The 15,530-nt window shown below is 70.2% G+C and carries 14 protein-coding genes; 5 read left to right on the forward strand and 9 right to left on the reverse strand.

The window, feature by feature from the left end; all coding sequences use genetic code 11:
* Positions 1-133: 133 nt before the first annotated feature.
* The gene (locus MBA17_RS31785) at positions 134-607 is read right to left on the reverse strand and encodes a carboxymuconolactone decarboxylase family protein (protein WP_238500436.1); all 474 of its coding nucleotides are present in this window, start codon (positions 605-607) and stop codon (positions 134-136) included.
* A 288-nt stretch (positions 608-895) separates the two neighbouring features.
* Here MBA17_RS31785 and MBA17_RS31790 point away from each other — a divergent pair, with 288 nt between their 5' ends.
* Entirely contained in the window at positions 896-1,780 is an 885-nt protein-coding gene (locus tag MBA17_RS31790) for an RNA polymerase sigma-70 factor (protein WP_238500437.1), read from the forward strand.
* Positions 1,781-2,030: 250 nt separating this feature from the next.
* Entirely contained in the window at positions 2,031-2,858 is an 828-nt protein-coding gene (locus MBA17_RS31795) for an ACT domain-containing protein (protein WP_238500438.1), read from the forward strand.
* Between the two features lie 100 nt (positions 2,859-2,958).
* On the opposite strand, the gene MBA17_RS31800 is transcribed toward MBA17_RS31795, so the two are convergent.
* Positions 2,959-4,194, reverse strand: a complete 1,236-nt coding sequence (locus MBA17_RS31800; protein ID WP_238500840.1) for a peptidase C39 family protein — start codon at positions 4,192-4,194, stop codon at positions 2,959-2,961.
* A 281-nt stretch (positions 4,195-4,475) separates the two neighbouring features.
* Here MBA17_RS31800 and MBA17_RS31805 point away from each other — a divergent pair, with 281 nt between their 5' ends.
* Positions 4,476-5,036: a hypothetical protein gene (locus tag MBA17_RS31805; RefSeq protein ID WP_238500439.1), complete on the forward strand. Its 561-nt coding sequence runs from the start codon at positions 4,476-4,478 to the stop codon at positions 5,034-5,036.
* A gap of 128 nt (positions 5,037-5,164) precedes the next feature.
* On the opposite strand, the gene MBA17_RS31810 is transcribed toward MBA17_RS31805, so the two are convergent.
* From MBA17_RS31810 to MBA17_RS31840, 7 genes are all read right to left on the reverse strand, one after another.
* Positions 5,165-6,097, reverse strand: coding sequence for a MerR family transcriptional regulator (locus MBA17_RS31810; RefSeq protein ID WP_238500440.1), 933 nt, complete (start codon positions 6,095-6,097; stop codon positions 5,165-5,167).
* Between the two features lie 264 nt (positions 6,098-6,361).
* Complete coding sequence (locus MBA17_RS31815) at positions 6,362-7,282, reverse strand: hypothetical protein (protein ID WP_238500441.1); 921 nt, start codon at positions 7,280-7,282, stop codon at positions 6,362-6,364.
* A 260-nt stretch (positions 7,283-7,542) separates the two neighbouring features.
* Entirely contained in the window at positions 7,543-8,205 is a 663-nt protein-coding gene (locus MBA17_RS31820; protein WP_238500442.1) for a nucleoside/nucleotide kinase family protein, read from the reverse strand.
* Positions 8,202-9,083, reverse strand: a complete 882-nt coding sequence (locus MBA17_RS31825; RefSeq protein WP_238500443.1) for a sugar phosphate isomerase/epimerase family protein — start codon at positions 9,081-9,083, stop codon at positions 8,202-8,204. Before MBA17_RS31825 ends, MBA17_RS31820 begins: the two co-directional genes overlap by 4 nt.
* A gap of 67 nt (positions 9,084-9,150) precedes the next feature.
* On the reverse strand, positions 9,151-9,927 hold the full coding sequence (locus MBA17_RS31830) for an ATP-binding cassette domain-containing protein (protein WP_238500444.1): 777 nt from the start codon (positions 9,925-9,927) through the stop codon (positions 9,151-9,153).
* A complete protein-coding gene (locus tag MBA17_RS31835) occupies positions 9,924-10,898 on the reverse strand; it encodes an ABC transporter permease (RefSeq protein ID WP_238500445.1) in 975 nt (324 codons plus the stop codon). The genes MBA17_RS31830 and MBA17_RS31835 overlap by 4 nt, the downstream gene beginning before the upstream one ends.
* Positions 10,899-10,949: 51 nt before the next feature.
* Entirely contained in the window at positions 10,950-11,999 is a 1,050-nt protein-coding gene (locus MBA17_RS31840) for a sugar ABC transporter substrate-binding protein (RefSeq protein WP_238500446.1), read from the reverse strand.
* Positions 12,000-12,294: 295 nt separating this feature from the next.
* Here MBA17_RS31840 and MBA17_RS31845 point away from each other — a divergent pair, with 295 nt between their 5' ends.
* Together MBA17_RS31845 and MBA17_RS31850 are read left to right on the forward strand one after the other, a co-directional pair.
* Positions 12,295-13,284 carry a LacI family DNA-binding transcriptional regulator gene (locus tag MBA17_RS31845; protein ID WP_238500447.1) on the forward strand — a complete coding sequence of 330 codons (990 nt, stop codon included), beginning with the start codon at positions 12,295-12,297 and terminating at the stop codon, positions 13,282-13,284.
* Positions 13,285-13,547: 263 nt separating this feature from the next.
* A complete protein-coding gene (locus tag MBA17_RS31850) occupies positions 13,548-15,431 on the forward strand; it encodes a ricin-type beta-trefoil lectin domain protein (RefSeq protein ID WP_238500448.1) in 1,884 nt (627 codons plus the stop codon).
* The last annotated feature ends 99 nt before the right edge of the window (positions 15,432-15,530 follow it).

Here is a 15,530-nt window from a genome sequence, read left to right on the forward strand (position 1 = left end):
CCATAGCCCGGACAAGCGATTGCTCGCCAGATAGTCGGGAGCGGCGGGCTCATCGGGGACTTCTCTTACGCCCGGACATGCGTGGCCCGGCCCAGATCGAATGATCGGGGCCGGGCCGGGATTCAGCTGCCGATCAGCTGAACATGCCGGGCTGGTAGGAGCCCCCCTGGTTGCGCAAGATCACACCGAGCCGGTTGGCCGCGTTGATCTGGGCGACCAGGGAGACCAGCGCGGCGACCTGGTCGTCGTCGTAGTGCTTGCGCACCTGGGCCCAGGTCTCGTCGGACACGCCGTGGTGGGCGTCGGCGATCCGGGTGCCCTCCTCGGCGAGCGCCAGCGCGGCCCGTTCGGCCTCGGTGAACACGGTGGACTCGCGCCAGGCGGCGACCAGGTGGAGCCGGACCGCGGTTTCGCCGGCGGCCGCGGCATCCTTGGAATGGACGTCGACGCAGAAACCGCAGCCGTTGATCTGGCTGACGCGCAGCTGCACCAGTTCCTGGGTAGCCCTCGGCAGCGTCGACTGGACGATCACCAGGCTGGCGTTGCCGAACCGCTTGAAGAACTTGGCGCCGATCTCATTGCCGACCATGTTGAAACGGGGTTCCATGACTACGTCCTCACTCGGGTCGCTGCGTGCTGCCGCACTGAACGAACAGGAGATGCCGGCGACCCGATCCTTGTGACAGCGCGGTTACGTGACGTGCGCCACACTGGTCCACCGCTGCTCACGACGCCGCCTCGGCGTCATGTAGTTGGCAGCGGACAACAAGGATCGGCTACCGTCTCGGTGTCACAAAACGGCGGGCCCCGGTGTCTGGTGGGTGACAATCGAGAGTGAAGAGGAGCCACCCATGGCCGGCACGTCGCAGACCGCACCCGAAGATCGCGGCGGGGCATGAGCGGGGACGACCGTGTGGACTCCGCCACCGAGGCGTTCGTCGCCCACCGCAACCTGCTGTTCACGGTCGCCTACGAGATGCTCGGCTCGGCCGCCGACGCGGAGGACGTCCTTCAGGAGACCTGGCTGCGATGGGTGGGCGTCGACCTCGACACGGTGCGGGATCAGCGTGCCTACCTGGTCCGGGTCGCCACCCGGCAGGCGCTGATCCGGCTGCGTACGCTCGGCCGCCGCAAGGAGTCCTACGTCGGCCCCTGGTTGCCCGAGCCGCTGCTGACCACGCGGGACGTGGCCGAGGACGTCGAGTTGGCCGACAGCGTCTCGATGGCGATGCTGTTGGTGCTGGAGACGCTCGGGCCGACCGAGCGGGCGGTGTTCGTGCTGCGCGAGGTGTTCGATCTGGCCTACGACGAGATCGCGGAAGCCGTCGACAAGAGCCCGGCCGCGGTCCGCCAGATCGCGCACCGGGCGCGGGCGCACGTCGCCGCGCGCCGGCCACGCGAGGTCGTCTCCCCGGCCGAGACCCGAGACGCGCTCAAGGCGTTCCAGCGGGCGGTCGAGACGGGCGATCTACAACGCCTGCTCGACATCCTCGCGCCGGATGTCGTCCTCCTGAGTGACGGTGGCGGAGTCGTGCGGGCCGCGCTGGTGCCCGTCGTGGGGGCCGGCAGTGTGGCCCACGTGCTGGGCAGGATCGCCGCCGCGGCGTCGCTGCAGCCGGTGCAGGTCAACGGCTACCCGGCGCTGATCCTCCGGCTCGACGGCGAGCTCGACACCGTCGTGGCGGTGCGCGTCGACGACGGCCTCATCACCGGGCTCTACGCCGTACGCAATCCCGAGAAGCTGTCGCGCATGGAGCGGGAGACCGCCCTGCGCCGATGAGTCCGGGCCCTCGGCAACGAACAGCACAACCGGCATCTCCACCCGCACGTCACTGCCGGCGGCACGCTCCCACGTGACCACCGTGGATCTTGGCTTGCCCCGGGTCGGTAAAGCCGCCGACACGGTTTCGCCACTGGTGAGGGCGCGTCATGAGATACGCAATCGCACCAGCTGGGCCGTGCGGACGGTTTAATGCGGCCGCAATCACACACTGCGTGGCCGCGAAACAACGGATGGTCATCATGGGCGCATGAGCGACACACATGACGAAGGTTCGGCGCACACGTCCGGGCAGGCTCCTTCGACGTGGAGACGAGAGGCCGCGGAACTGGCGGCGCTGTTCACCGCGGTGGGGCTCGCCCATCTTCTCGCCACTCTGCTCGGACACACCGACCCCGGCCCCTTTCTGCTGATCGCCCTCGGTGTGGCACTCGTCACCGGCGCCTTCATCCACAAACGGCTCCACTCCCGGCGCAGGACGGGCCGTCTTCCGGAGACCGTCGCCCTGGTGGAGGACCGGCCGATGACCCTGTGGCGGATCCGCACACGGGTGGTCGACAGGCCGGGCCGCCTGGCCGCCCTCGCCGGCGCCTTCGCCCACCATCGCTGCAACGTCCTCGCCCTGCACATCGCCGCCACGGGCGGCAGCGCGATATCCCCGCCCGGGTGCGACGCCCTCGACGAGTTCATCGTCGAGTCGCCGGCCGAGCTGACCGGGCAGGACCTGCGGAAGCTCGTCGGCAGGGCGGGCGGGCTCGACGTCGTGGTCGTACGCGCGTACGTCAAGGACCTGATCGACCCCGGCGTCCAGGCTCTCGACCTGGCCCACCGGGTCGGCCTCGATCCCGATCGGCTGCCTGAGGCGATGTCGGAGTTGCTGCGCGCGACCGAGGTCCAGTGGCGTCATCCCGGCGCCACCGTCCACGACACCGGTGACCACTCCACCACGCTGGTGGTGTCCGTCCATCCGGAACGCGCGCTGCTGATCAAGCGCCCGGCCCTGCCGTTCACGCCCGCTGAGGCGGCCAGGGCGGCGGCCCTCGCCGCCGCGGTCAAGCAACGACGCTACTCGTCGTAGGGGCGGCCCGGCCCCCGACCCGCGGCACCGATCCAAGCACAGCCGAGGGCTGGGCCCGCGACGGCCGCGGACAATCTGGCGGGCCGGGCGACAGGTGCGGTCACCAGTTGGCGGGCAGCCCCGGGGTGGTGGGCGGGAGCGGGTGGCCGGGCGGCCTGATCACGTAGGCGATGCCGCCGCTGCTGGAGCTGCGCAGCCAGACGTTCTCGAAGTTCGCCCGCGGATAGACGTGGCGGACCGCGCCGTTGTCCGGAGACGCGGGGTCATTGGCGATCACGTCTCCGGCCGGGGTGAATCCGATGATCACCATGAGGTGGCCGTTGGTGCCGTATCCGGCGCCCGGCAGCTCGCTCGCCTTGAACGACTGCGAGGTGATCACCGGTATCCCCGCCTTGATGAGCCGTTCCAGCTCGGTGAGGGTGCGCAGTCGGGTGACGAACCCGTCGAGGCCGTGACGGCCCGCGTAGGCGGTGTTGAACGGCCAGTTGCCGGCGCCCTCGTAGGCGTAGTCGTAGGTGTGCCTCGCCGCGTGGTCGACCTCGGGGTCGGGGTCCGCCGGATCGACCCAGGCGGTGTCCTGGGCACTGGGGAGCGCGTTCCAGAATCCCATGACCATGCTGGTGGAGGTGGGGCTGCACCACGCCTCGCCGCCGCCGTCCCACTCCGGGTAGTGCCCCTCGTGCACGTTCTGGGAGAGGCGCGGAACGGCCAGCTCGGTGCCCCACGCCCCGCCGCCGGGGCTGACCGGGACGGTCTTGCGCTCGGGTACGGCCGAGGCCATCGCCCCGAGGGTGCGCAGGACGGGTCCCCCGGTCGCGCCGGCCCTGCGGTAGAGGGTCGCGCGGAGCTGGTAGGAGCCGACCGGCCGGCCGGCGGCCGCGACGAAGGTGTCCACCGACACGTTCCCGTCGGCGTCGCCCTGACCGCCCACCGACGTGCGGCGGATGTCCGCGTCGCCGTACGCCCAGCGGCCCAGGACGTACCACTTGGTGGTGGGGCTCGTGCCGCGCAGCTCTACCTGGACCCAGGTGCCCGGCGGCGTGTCGGCGGTCCAGGAGGCGACGAGTTCGGTGGCGTCGAAGCCGACCGCCTCGACCTTGCCGGTCCAGCGGGCGTACTCCCAGGTGCCGGTGCCGAGCGCGTCGGTGTATTCGACGGTGCCCGCGGGGGCGGCGAAGGACAGGGTGGCTCCGGCGGCCGTTCCCTCCGCCGATCCCGCCGCGAAGGCGGCACGTTGGTAGACCACCTGCGAGATCTGCGGTGGGGGCTTCACGACGGCGGCCCGCGCCGCCACGGGGGTCGCCGTCAAGGACACGGCGACGAGCATCGCGATCATCGTGCGCACGGGCACCACCTCAGCTCGGGTGCCCGGAATGTAAATCGCGACCAGCCCCCGCGCATCGGAGAACTTACGTAATAGGCGGAGACTGCTCGACACCGGGCATGCGTTCAACTCATTCAGATCCTCTTACCATGCGAATGTTCTGAACATTTGAAAGGCGTCCGCCGCTTCCGGACCGCACCACGGGGGAAAGGTGCGGCACGGCTCGGCAGGGTTCCCGGAGATTGTCGGTGCCGGCCGCTACGCTCTCGGCACGCAGGAAAGGGAGCCCTTCGATGGTCAACTCGCTGATCGTGCCCATACTGGTCACCACCGATCTGCCACCGGACAGCGATTTACGTGAGCTCGGGCAACTGCTCGCAGACGCGGTGCGCGATCTCGAACACGACACCTCCGGTGTCCATTACCCGGGTCATCTGCGCGGGGCGACCTTCTGGCTGGACCGTCCCGCGCCGCCGCCGGAGCCCGGGTCACCGGCACAGGCGCCCGAGCAGCTGCGGTTCGCGGCGATGCTCGGGTTCCTGTCCGTCGCCGGTCCGCGCGAGTCCGCCCGGGAGGTCATCGTCGACGCGCGGGAGGCGGTCACGGCGGCCGTCATCGCCCGATACGGCGACCTCGGCAGCACACCGGCGGTGATGAGCATCCGCGCCGACGACGTCAGGGAGCGCACCCCCGACGACGCGGTCGTCACCACGACTGCGCGCGCCGAGACGAGCCCCGCTGAAACCGGGCTCGCAGCCACCGTCGCCGGCCTCGATCGCCCCTCGACGACGCCCGCGGCGGCCGTCCGGCCGCGCACCGGCCAAAAGACCGCACGCGTCTCATCCCGGACGTAGCCGACGGCCCAGACGGACGGCTCAAGCGGACGCCTCAGGCGGACCGCCCAGTATTCATATTCGACGGCTCACCAGGGGACAACCAGCCAGGGGACCAATCACGTCAAGACACCGTCAACCGCGACAGATCAGCGTGAAGCAGCTCTGACCTGCGAAATCGCCTCCTGGAACCTGGTCACTCTGGTGACGCCGGAGGGAAGAGCGTCCCACCAGCCGGGACCGCCGACGATGACCCTGCTGGCCGGGCGCAGATGGGGCAGCGCCGCGAGCGGAGCGGGATCGCCCGTCGACTCCTGCTGCGACCACACGAAGACGACGATGGGACCCACCCGCCGCATCGCGTCGCCCAGCGCGCCGTACGGCGTGCGGGCGCCCAGCACCCGCGTCTCCACGTTGTGTTCGCGGGCGAGAGCCGCGGCGAGCGCGTAGACCGGCAGGCTGTGCTGCTCCTCCTCGGCACACGCCAGCAGCACCACCCGGGGATGGACCGGACGGCGCGGCCGGTCGGCGAGCCCGATCAGGGCCGAAAGGATCCGGTCGGAGAACAGGTGCTCCGCCTCGATGCCCAGTCCGGTCTCCGCCTGCTTGGCGCTCATGGTGGCGAAGACGGGAAGCACCAGTTTCTCCCAGGTCCACACCACACCGCGCCGCACCAGCGCGCGAGCGAGCGTCTCGGCGACGGCGGGGCCGTCCAGCATGAGCGCGGAACGGGCCAGCACCGCAGGGGAACCGACGACCTCTTCGGGGATCCCGGGCCGCTCGGCCGTAGACGTCGTGTCCGGGCGGGCGGCGCCGGGACGCGTCCCGGGCAGTCTGCGCGCCTCCCGCGCGGCGTCCGCCGGCGCGACGCCCGCGCGGATGAGCCGGCTCATCTCCTCCAGGCGGCGCACATCTGTGCTGTCGTAGCGTCGGTGGCCGCCGGGGCTGCGACGGCTCGGGCCGATGCCGTAGCGCACGTTCCAGGTGCGCAGCGTGGGCGCGGGAACGCCGATCCTGCGCGACACCGCACCGATGCCGAACCCCGGTTCCTGGTCTCCGGTCTCCGGCGCACCCTCGTCCATCGCCGCCCCGCTCCGTACCGCTCCTCGCCCAAGCCTGCCAGGCCGGGCGATCGAGTCGTCCAGCCGTTCCTTCGCACCACCGGCCGGGCCCGGAGGCAACCGCAGGCCGGGTATGGAACCGTCCGCAGGCGACAGGAGGGGTCGTACCGGACGCGTGCCGGACGCCCGGGTATCCGGCCACATCAGCAGGCCCTCGGCGAACACCGTGACCGGTGCGACGAGGGCCTGCTGATGTGCGCTATCCGAGCGCCTGGCTGGGCGGGCTCACTTGCCCAGAAATGATGACAATTCGGCCAGCGTGGTCGAGATCGAGCCGAGCGTCTTCGAGACCGTCTCACCGGCCATCTCGACGGCCATCTCATCCCGAGCCCAGTCCTCCGGAGCCTCCTCGGCCGGGAACTGCTCGGCCGGGAACTGCGGCCCCCGAACCGTGTTCGCCAGGTTCCAGGCAATCCAGGAACCGTCGGAGGCGATCGGCTCTTCGCCGCCCTCGCCGTACTGCCCGTCGTCGGACGTGTCCGGCCCGGGGCCCTGAGCCGTGATGGCCCTGTAGAGGTGCCGCACGGCCGTCACCGCGTCGGTCGAGCTGGCCCTCCGGTCCTGCGGCGCCGTACGGGTGTACCGGTCCTGCCGGTAGGTGTCCGCGTAGCCCGGGATCACCACCGCGTAGCCGTCGTCCAGCATCGACTCGATCCGGGCCGAGTCGCCGGACCGGCCGGTGTCCTGCCCGCTGAGGCCGTACACCACCAGGGGACGTCTGCCGGACGCGTGGGTGACCGTAGGTAGGAGCACCAGGCCGGTCGTGGTGGCCCGGCCGGTCGTGGCGGCCAGTCTCGCCCTCATGTCCACGAGGTGGAACGAGCGCGCGACCATCGTCCGATACTTGATCAGGTACGGCTGCGCGCCGGGGTGCAGCCGGGCGATCCTCCCGGACCCGACGACGGCCTCCCTGTTCGCGCCGTCCCTGCTCCACCGCCCCCAGTAGTCCAGCAGTTCGCCGGGGGGTCCCGGGCGGACCATCATGTCCTTCTTGTAGAACCGCGCAGTGTAACTGTCGTAGTGGGCGGTGTCCGGGTCCTCCCTCGGGAGGTTCTCGGCTGCGGCCGGGGCCGTACCGGTCGCGGCGAGTGCTCCGGCCACCAGCACGGCGACGACCCAGCCGGGCCGGGATCGCATGCGTTTCATATAGATCCTTGGATGCGGAAACGCCTGTTTACCTGCGGCGTTTCGGGTCAGACTGCGATGCCGTCAATTCTGCTGAACAGCCGCACGACGTCGCGTTCCCGACACACATCGATCAACCAAGATTGCATCCCAGACGCCTACAGATCAGACAAACAAGCCCTCCGGCCGGACATCCATCGATTTCAACCGGGCCCCACGCGACACCACAACCGCCGTACCCCACGTCACCGTGCTCGGCCGGCGTGCCTCAGGCGACACCGTCAGCCGAGAATCCGCAGGATCGGGTCGGGGATCACGAGGTCGGCGTGCGAGCGGGTCGCGACGACCAGGTTGGCGTTGCGCTGGTCGGGGCCCAACGCCCAGGCCACGGCCGCCTCGTGGTCCTTGCCGAACCACACGTGGCGGGCGACGAGGCGGCGCACCCGCTCGTCCTCTTCGAGCTCGCAGTACCAGACCTCCTGGAAGGAGGACCGTACGCGCGCCCAGTCGCCGTGGCCGAGCAGCAGGTAGTTTCCCTCGGTCACCACGAGCCTGGCGGCCCTGGGCACCGGGATGCTGCCGGCGATCGGCTGCTCCAGGCTGCGTTCGAAGGCGGGCGCGTAGATCACGTCGTCTTCGTCCTCGTGCAGGCGGCGGAGCAGGGCCGCGTAGCCGGCGGCGTCGAAGGTGTCGGGGGCGCCCTTGCGGTCACGTCGTCCGAGCCGCTCGAGCTCTATGTCGGCGAGGTGGAAGCCGTCCATCGGCACGTGCGCCACCCAGTCCGGCTGCCGGCCGGGGGGCGGCTCGCGCCGTAGCCTGGTCACGAGGTATTCGGCCAGGGTGCTCTTCCCCGCCCCCGGACTCCCCGTGATGCCCAGGACCGCGCGCCGCCCGCCTGCCGTCAGGATCCGGGCGCGGTTCGTCAGCTCCTCCAGAGTGGTCATCGCGAGTGGCTCGTGTAGAGCTGGTCGGTGATGAAGCCGTGGGCGTGGCGGGCCAGATCCTCGCCGTCGGACCAGAGGTTGCGCCAGATCGCCAGGTCGTTGGAGAGACCCCGCATCACGACCGCGGAGGAGAAGGACTCGAAGGTGATCGGCCCGGTGTATTCGATGTCGCCCAGCGCGTGGAAGAACGAGGTGAAGTCGAGGTGGCCGGAGCCCAGGTAACCGCGGTGGTTCTCGCCGATGTGGACGTAGCCGAGCCGGTCCGCGACCTCCTGCGTCGGCCGTACGAGATCGTCTTCCTCGATGTTCATGTGGTAGGTGTCGAGGTGGATGAGCACATTGTCCTCGCCGATGTCGTCGGCCAGCCGGAGCGCGTCGCGCGCCGTGTTGATGACGTTGGTCTCGTAGCGGTTGCAGATCTCCAGGCCGAGCGTCATGCCACGTCCTCCCGCCTCCTGCGCCAGTCGTCGCAGCACCGACACCACATTACGCCGTCCGATCTCGGTGAGCGGATGGTCGTACTTGCCCAGGGCGCTGTAGAGGGCCCCGGTGAAGTGGGTGCCGCCCAGGGCTTCGGTGGCGGCGAGGGAGTCGTGCAGCAGCTGCTCGCCGCGCTCGACCACGGAGGCGTCGTCGCTGGAGACGTCGGCGTCGAAGGCGAGGCCACGCGAGCAGGCCACGCCGAGCCCGGCCGACCGCAGGGCCGCACGCGTGGCGTCGACGTCGAGGTTCGCCAGGTCATGCAGGGAGATCTCCAGCAGGTCGTACCCTGTGGCCTTGGTCTTCTCGACGGCCAGGGCCATCGAGGCCGGGCTTGTGTCGCCGGCCCACACCAGGGCGTGCACGCCGATGGGGTTGGTCCGGTTGTCAGTGGTCATCAGTTCGCTGCCTTCTCCTGTCGCCGGGACTCGTCGTCCAACGGCTCTGCTTTCAACGGCTCTGCTTTCAACGGTTCAGTGCGCCGGTCACGAGGGCGACGATCTCCTCTCCGGTGGTCCCGGCGGTACGCCGGCCGCCGACGCAGCGACCCGCGCGCATCACCCACACCTGCTGGCTGAGCCGTATGACCTGCGCGAAGTTGTGACTGATGAGCATCACGGCATGCCCCTCGTCGCGCAGGGCGCGGATGAGCTCCTCGACGCGGGCGGTCTCCTGGACGCCGAGGGCGGCGGTGGGCTCGTCCATGATGACGAGCCTGGAGCTGAAACCGGCGGCACGGCAGATGGCGACGGCCTGGCGCTGGCCGCCGGAGAGCCGCCGGACCCGCGATCGCACCGCGGGCACGTTGACCGCGAGCTTCGAGACCATCTCCTTCGCGCGGGCCCGCATCGCGCGCCGGTCGAGGACGGCGAGCGGGCCGAGCCTGCGGACGACCTCGCGGTTGAGGAAGAGGTTCTGCCACACGGTGAGGTCCTCGACGAGCGCGAGGTTCTGGTGGACGGTCTCGATTCCGGCCTCGCGGGCGTCCTCGGGCGAGTGGAAGGAGGTCTCGGCTCCGTCGAACTCGATGTGGCCGCTGTCCGGCCGGTGGATCCCGGAGACGCAGCGGACCAGCGTGGACTTGCCCGCGCCGTTGTCGCCGACGATGGCGGTGATCTCGCCCTCGCGCGCGGAGAGGGAGACGTCGACGAGGGCGCGGACGCTGCCGAAGGCCAGCGAGACGCCCCGGCAGTCGAGCAGCGGCTCACCGGCGGGTGTGCCTGGATTCGGCCGGGCGGTCATCGCTGGAACCTCGTGAGCAGCGCGGCCAGCACCACGACGACGCCGACGGCCAGGGGTTGGTAGAACTGCGAGACGCCGAGCAGGGTGAGCCCGTTGACCAGGGCGACCAGCAGCAGGGCGCCGATGACCGGGCCGATGATGGTGCCCCTGCCGCCGAAGAGGCTGACGCCGCCGAGCACGACGGCGGCCACGGAGTTGAGCAGGAAGGAGGTGTTGGAGGCGGGCTCGGCGGCTCCGATCCTGGCGACGAGCAGGATCGCCGCGAGCCCGGCGAGGGTGCCGCTGATCGTGTACACCGCGATCTTGACGCGCTGGGTGCTGATCCCCATGGCCCGCGCCGACTCCGGCGCCCCGCCGGTGGCCAGCAGGTGGGTGCCGAACCGGGTGTGGAAGAGCACCGCGTGCGCGACCAGGGCGACCACCACCGCGATGACGAACGACCAGCCGAAGATCCCGAGGCCGCCGGTCGACAGGGCCAGCAGGGCCGGGTCGATGATGGTGACGGGCTTGCCGTCGGCGAGGATCAGCGCGAGCCCGGAGGCCGCCGACAGCATGCCGAGCGTCACGATGAAGTCGGCGATCCTCCCCCAGGCGATGATCACGCCGTTGACCATGCCCGCCAGCGCGGCGGCGACGACCGCCAGCAGGCACGACAGGGGCAGACCCCACGGAGCCGAGTACGCCTGGCCCAGTACGACCGCGCCCAGGGTCATCGTCGAGGCGATCGACAGGTCGATGCCGGCGGTGGCGATCACGAAGGTCTGGCCGACCGCCAGGACGATCAGGATCGCGGCGGCGAGGAGCATCGAGGCGATGTTCCCGGTGCTCAGGAAGGTGGGGTTCAGCACCTGGAAGACGACCACGAGGACGACCAGCCCGACCAGGGCCGCCCACTCCGCCCAGAACCCGGCGTCCCTCAGCCGTGAGGTCCAGGGCTCGCGATCGTCCGCCGCGAGCGTTGCGTTAGCCATGTATCACTCCTCGCCCCCGGTACGGCCGGCGTGCCCGGTGGCGGTTCGCCGCTACTGGATGAGGGCCTTGAACGGGTCGGCGTAGCTGCCGAACGGCTTGGGCGTGGCCGCCAGCGCCTTGTCGGCGTTGTCCTTGGTGACCAGCTCGACCGGGGCCTTGACGTTGGCGGGCAGCGTCTTGCCGGTCCCGGCGGCCTGGCACGCCTCGACGCCCATCTGGCCGATGGTGTAGGGGTACTGGGCGACGGTGCCGTCCAGCGTGCCGGCCTTGACCGCCTGGAGCGCGTCCTTGATGCCGTCGACGCTGATGACCTTCACCTTGCCCGTCTTGCCGGAGTTGGCGATGGCGCGTGCCACGCCCAGCCCCATGTCGTCGTTGGCGACGAAGAACCCCGCCAGGTTCGGGTTGGCCCGCATGACGTCGGTCGCGGCGGTGAGCGCCGTCTGCCGCTCCCAGTTGGCGGCGACGGTCTGGACGACCTTGAGGCCGGGGCCGATGCCCTGCTGGAATCCCGTGATTCTGGCGCCGCTGGTGACGTCTCCGGCGATGCCGCCGACGACCGCCACGTCACCGCCCGAAGGCAGCAGTTCGGTCATCCGCCGCCCGGCCATCCTGCCCGCCTCGGTGTTGTCGGTGCCGATGTAGGTGGCCAGCTTGACGTTGGCGCTCTTGGCCGCTCCGGGGTCGACCGGGCTGTCGATGTTGACGATGGTCTTGTTCATCGCCGAGAGCTGGGCGAGCCCCTGGATGAGGTTGGTGCCGGAGATCGGGTTGATCACGTAGCAGGAGAAGTCCTGCCCGGCGAGGCCGTTGAGCTTGTCCGCCTGGCCGGTGGTGTCGGTGATGGAGTTGGCCGCCTGGACCGTGACCGGTACTCCGGCCGCGCGGGCCTGGTCGTCGATCCCCTGCTTCATCGACTGGAAGAACGGGTTGTCCAGCCCTTTGATCACAGCGGCGATCTTGGTCGTGGGGGGCTGCTCCCCGGCCGCGCCGGCGGGGTCGGCAGGCCCGCCGGATCCGCAGGATCCCAGCACGAGCGCGCCGGCGATCGCCGCCGCGCTGACCGCCGTTGCGCGACGACCTCTGATGGTGGCGTGCATCGGATGCCCCTTTCGGCGTCAATGGGATGACCGTAACCACCGCTTCGGAAGTCGGGGCAACCCCTCTTTCGGCTTTTCACGTCAAAGATTCTTGACCTTCGGACAAAGTCGCGGCCCGGGACACCTCGTCCGGCCACTGGCGATCCCGTGAGTCTCCGGGTCTTGGCCCGACCGGCCCTGACGGCCTTCGCGGCCGCCCCCGGCGAGCGGCCGGTCGCTTATGCTGTCAGGAGCATGGAACGACTGGGCGGCACAGATGGCTAGGCCAGCGGGGACACGCGCGACGGTTCGAGACGTGGCGGCGGAGACGGGCCTCTCGATCGCCACCGTGTCCCGTGTGCTGAACGGCCAGGCCAATGTCGCCCCGCACACCCGGGACCTGGTGCTGCGAGCCGTCGACCGGCTCGGCGACCAGGCCCCCCGCCGGCGCGGCGCACCGGACGCTCCGGCCGGCGACATCTACGTGCGCTGCCCGTACCTTCTCACCGACTACTTCGGGCTCATCGTCTCGTCGATCGCCGAGACCATCGAGTTGCACGGCAGGCAGGTGATCCTGGGCGCCGGAGAGACCGCCCAGCGCACCTCGGTCCTGCCCGGCCTCGGGGACAGGCCCGGCATCGCGGGCGCGATCCTGATCCTGCCACCGGAACCGGCCGGCGAGCTCGTACGGCTCCGCGACCGCCACTTCCCGTTCGTGGTGATCGATCCGCGCACCCCGCCGCCCCGGGACATCGTCGCCGTGTCCGCCGCCCACTTCGCCGGGGCGCGCAACCTCATGGCCCATCTGGTGGAACTCGGACACCGCCGGGTGGGCATCATCGGCGGCCCTCGCGACTGGCTCGCGAGCGACGCGAGGCTGGCCGGCTACGCGGCGTCCCTGGCCGACGTCGGCGTCCTGCCGGCGGCGGAGCTGCTGCGCAGCGTCGCGGAGCCGAACACCGAGAACGGCTACCGCGCGGCCTGTGAGCTGCTCGACCTTCCCGACCGGCCGACCGCGCTCGTCGGGTTCAACGACAAGATGGCCGTCGGCGCGCTGTGCGCGGCGGATCAGCGCGGCCTCACCGTCCCGGGCGACCTGTCCATCGCGGGTTTCGACGACATCGACGTCAGCCGCGCGACACGGCCGATGCTCACCACGGTTCGCCAGCCGCTGGAGGAGATGGGGCGAATGGCGGTCACCCTGCTGATGCGACTGCTCGACCGGCACACGCTTGAGGCGTTGCACATCTCGCTGGGCACCGAGCTCATCGTCCGCGCCTCCACCGGGCCGGTGCCGGTCCGCTGAGAATCGGCGTTACATTTTGTTTCATTTCACCGCCAGCCCGAAGCTGGGCGTCCTTTCGGGCGAGACCGGGTAGTTGGACAAACTAGGTCTTGACATGAAATGTCAGCACATGTTTCCCTACTCAAAACGAGCATGTTTCATATTTGTTTCAATAAGTTACATCGACGGCGGCAGCGGCGGTGACCGCCCGCGCCGGCGAACCTCCCCGGCTAGCGATGCACCTCCCGTCCCTCTCATCGGACCATCGCGAAAGGACCCCTGCCGTGTCCCGTCCCCATCGCCGAACGATCTCCCTCGGCGTCGCCATCGCCTCCGCCGCCGCGCTGTGCGTGGCCGGGCCCGTGGGCGCCGCGCCCGCGTTCGCCGCCGGCGAGACGGTCAACGTCTGGCTCACCACCACCTCCGACGCGGGAGGCCGGGTCGTCAGCCGTGGCCTCGCGCAGCAGACCCCGATCACGTTCGGCCCGGCCGGGGGCAGCGCCAGCCACACGATCACCGTCAACGAGGGCACCACCTACCAGCAGTTCGAGGGAGCGGGCGCCTCGATCACCGACACGAGCGCATACCTGCTGCGCGGCGGGCCGGTGAGCGCGGCCACCCGCGACGCGGTGATGCGCAAGCTCTTCTCCCCCACCGACGGCATCGGGCTGTCGTTCGTCCGCAACCCGATCGGCGCCTCGGACCTGTCCCGGCCCGGCAACGTCTCCCTCGACGACACCTGCTGCGACCTGAACGACTTCGGCGCGAACGGCTACGACACCAATGTCCGGCTGCTCACCGCGCAGGCCAGATCGCTCAATCCGGCGCTGCGCGTCAAGGGGGTGCCGTGGAGCGCGCCCGGCTGGATGAAGGACAACAACCGGATGGACCAGATGGGATGGCTCAAGTGGGAGTACTACCCCGCCTATGCCCAGTATCTGGTGAAGTACATCCAGAGCTACCAGGCCGCCGGCGTGCCGGTGAACTACATCTCCGTGCAGAACGAGCCCAACTGCTGCCAGTCCGGCAACCCGACCGCCATGGACTACCCGGGCATGAGCTGGAACCCGTCCGGGCTGGCCGAGTTCACCAAGAACCATGTGTACCCGGCCTTCCGGGCGGCGGGCATCACCACCAAGGTGCTCGTCCACGACTGGAACTACGGTGACTACGCCAACTTCGGCGCGGGAGTGCTCAACGACGCCGGTGTCCGCAACGATCCGTTGTTCGGCGGGATCGCCTGGCACGGCTACTTCGGTGATCCGGCGGTCGGCACGCAGGTCCGCAACCAGTATCCGGCGGTGCGCCAGTTCAGCACCGAGCACTCCGGCGGGAACTGGATCGGCAACCAGCACAACGAGGACCTCGCCGACATCGTCAACTACGCCCGCAACTGGAGCGGCAGCATCGTCAAGTGGAGCCTGGCGCTCAACCAGCACCAGGGTCCGCACAACGGCGGCTGCGGCACCTGCACCGGGCTCATCACGGTCCAGGAGGGCGGCGCCCGGGCCGGCCAGGTCGACTACACGATCGAGTACTACACCACCGGGCACCTGACCAAGTTCGTCAAGCCCGGGGCCTCCCGGATCGACTCGACCGCCAACGGCACCGTGCAGAACGTCGCCTACCGCAATCCCGACGGCTCCAAGGCGTTACTGGCGCACAACCGTGGCACCTCGGCCCAGTCCATGCGGGTCAACTGGGGCAACCAGTCGTTCGTCTACTCGCTGCCCGCGCGGACCACGGCCACCTTCACCTGGACGGGCACGCCGGGCAGTGGCGGCGGGACCGGCGGCGCGATCACCGGTCTGGCCGGCAAGTGCGTCGACGTGGCCGGCGGCAACAGCGCAGACGGGACCGCCGTGCAACTGTGGAGCTGCGCCGGAAACGCCGCCCAGCAGTGGAGCCGCCCAGGCGACGGCACGGTCCGCGCCCTGGGCAAGTGCCTGGACGTCGTCGACCACGGCACCGCGGACGGAAGCCAGGTGCAGTTGTGGACCTGCGGCGGCACCGCGAACCAGCAGTGGGTCCACACCGCCGGCCGGGATCTGGTGAACCCGGCCGCGAACAAATGCCTCGACGTGACCGGCAACAACAGCGCCGACGGCACCCGGCTCCAGCTGTGGACCTGCACCGGCGCCGCCAACCAGAAATGGACGGTGTCCTGACCCTTCAGCACCCCGTGGCGGGCGACGGCCGATGGAAGGGCCGCCGCCCGCACCGCTTCCCCGGCCCGTTCGCGTTCCGAGCATGGCCGCCTCGGCGTG

This window comes from Dolomitihabitans soli (assembly GCF_022213955.1).
Lineage (GTDB): Bacteria > Actinomycetota > Actinomycetes > Streptosporangiales > Streptosporangiaceae > Streptosporangium_A > Streptosporangium_A soli.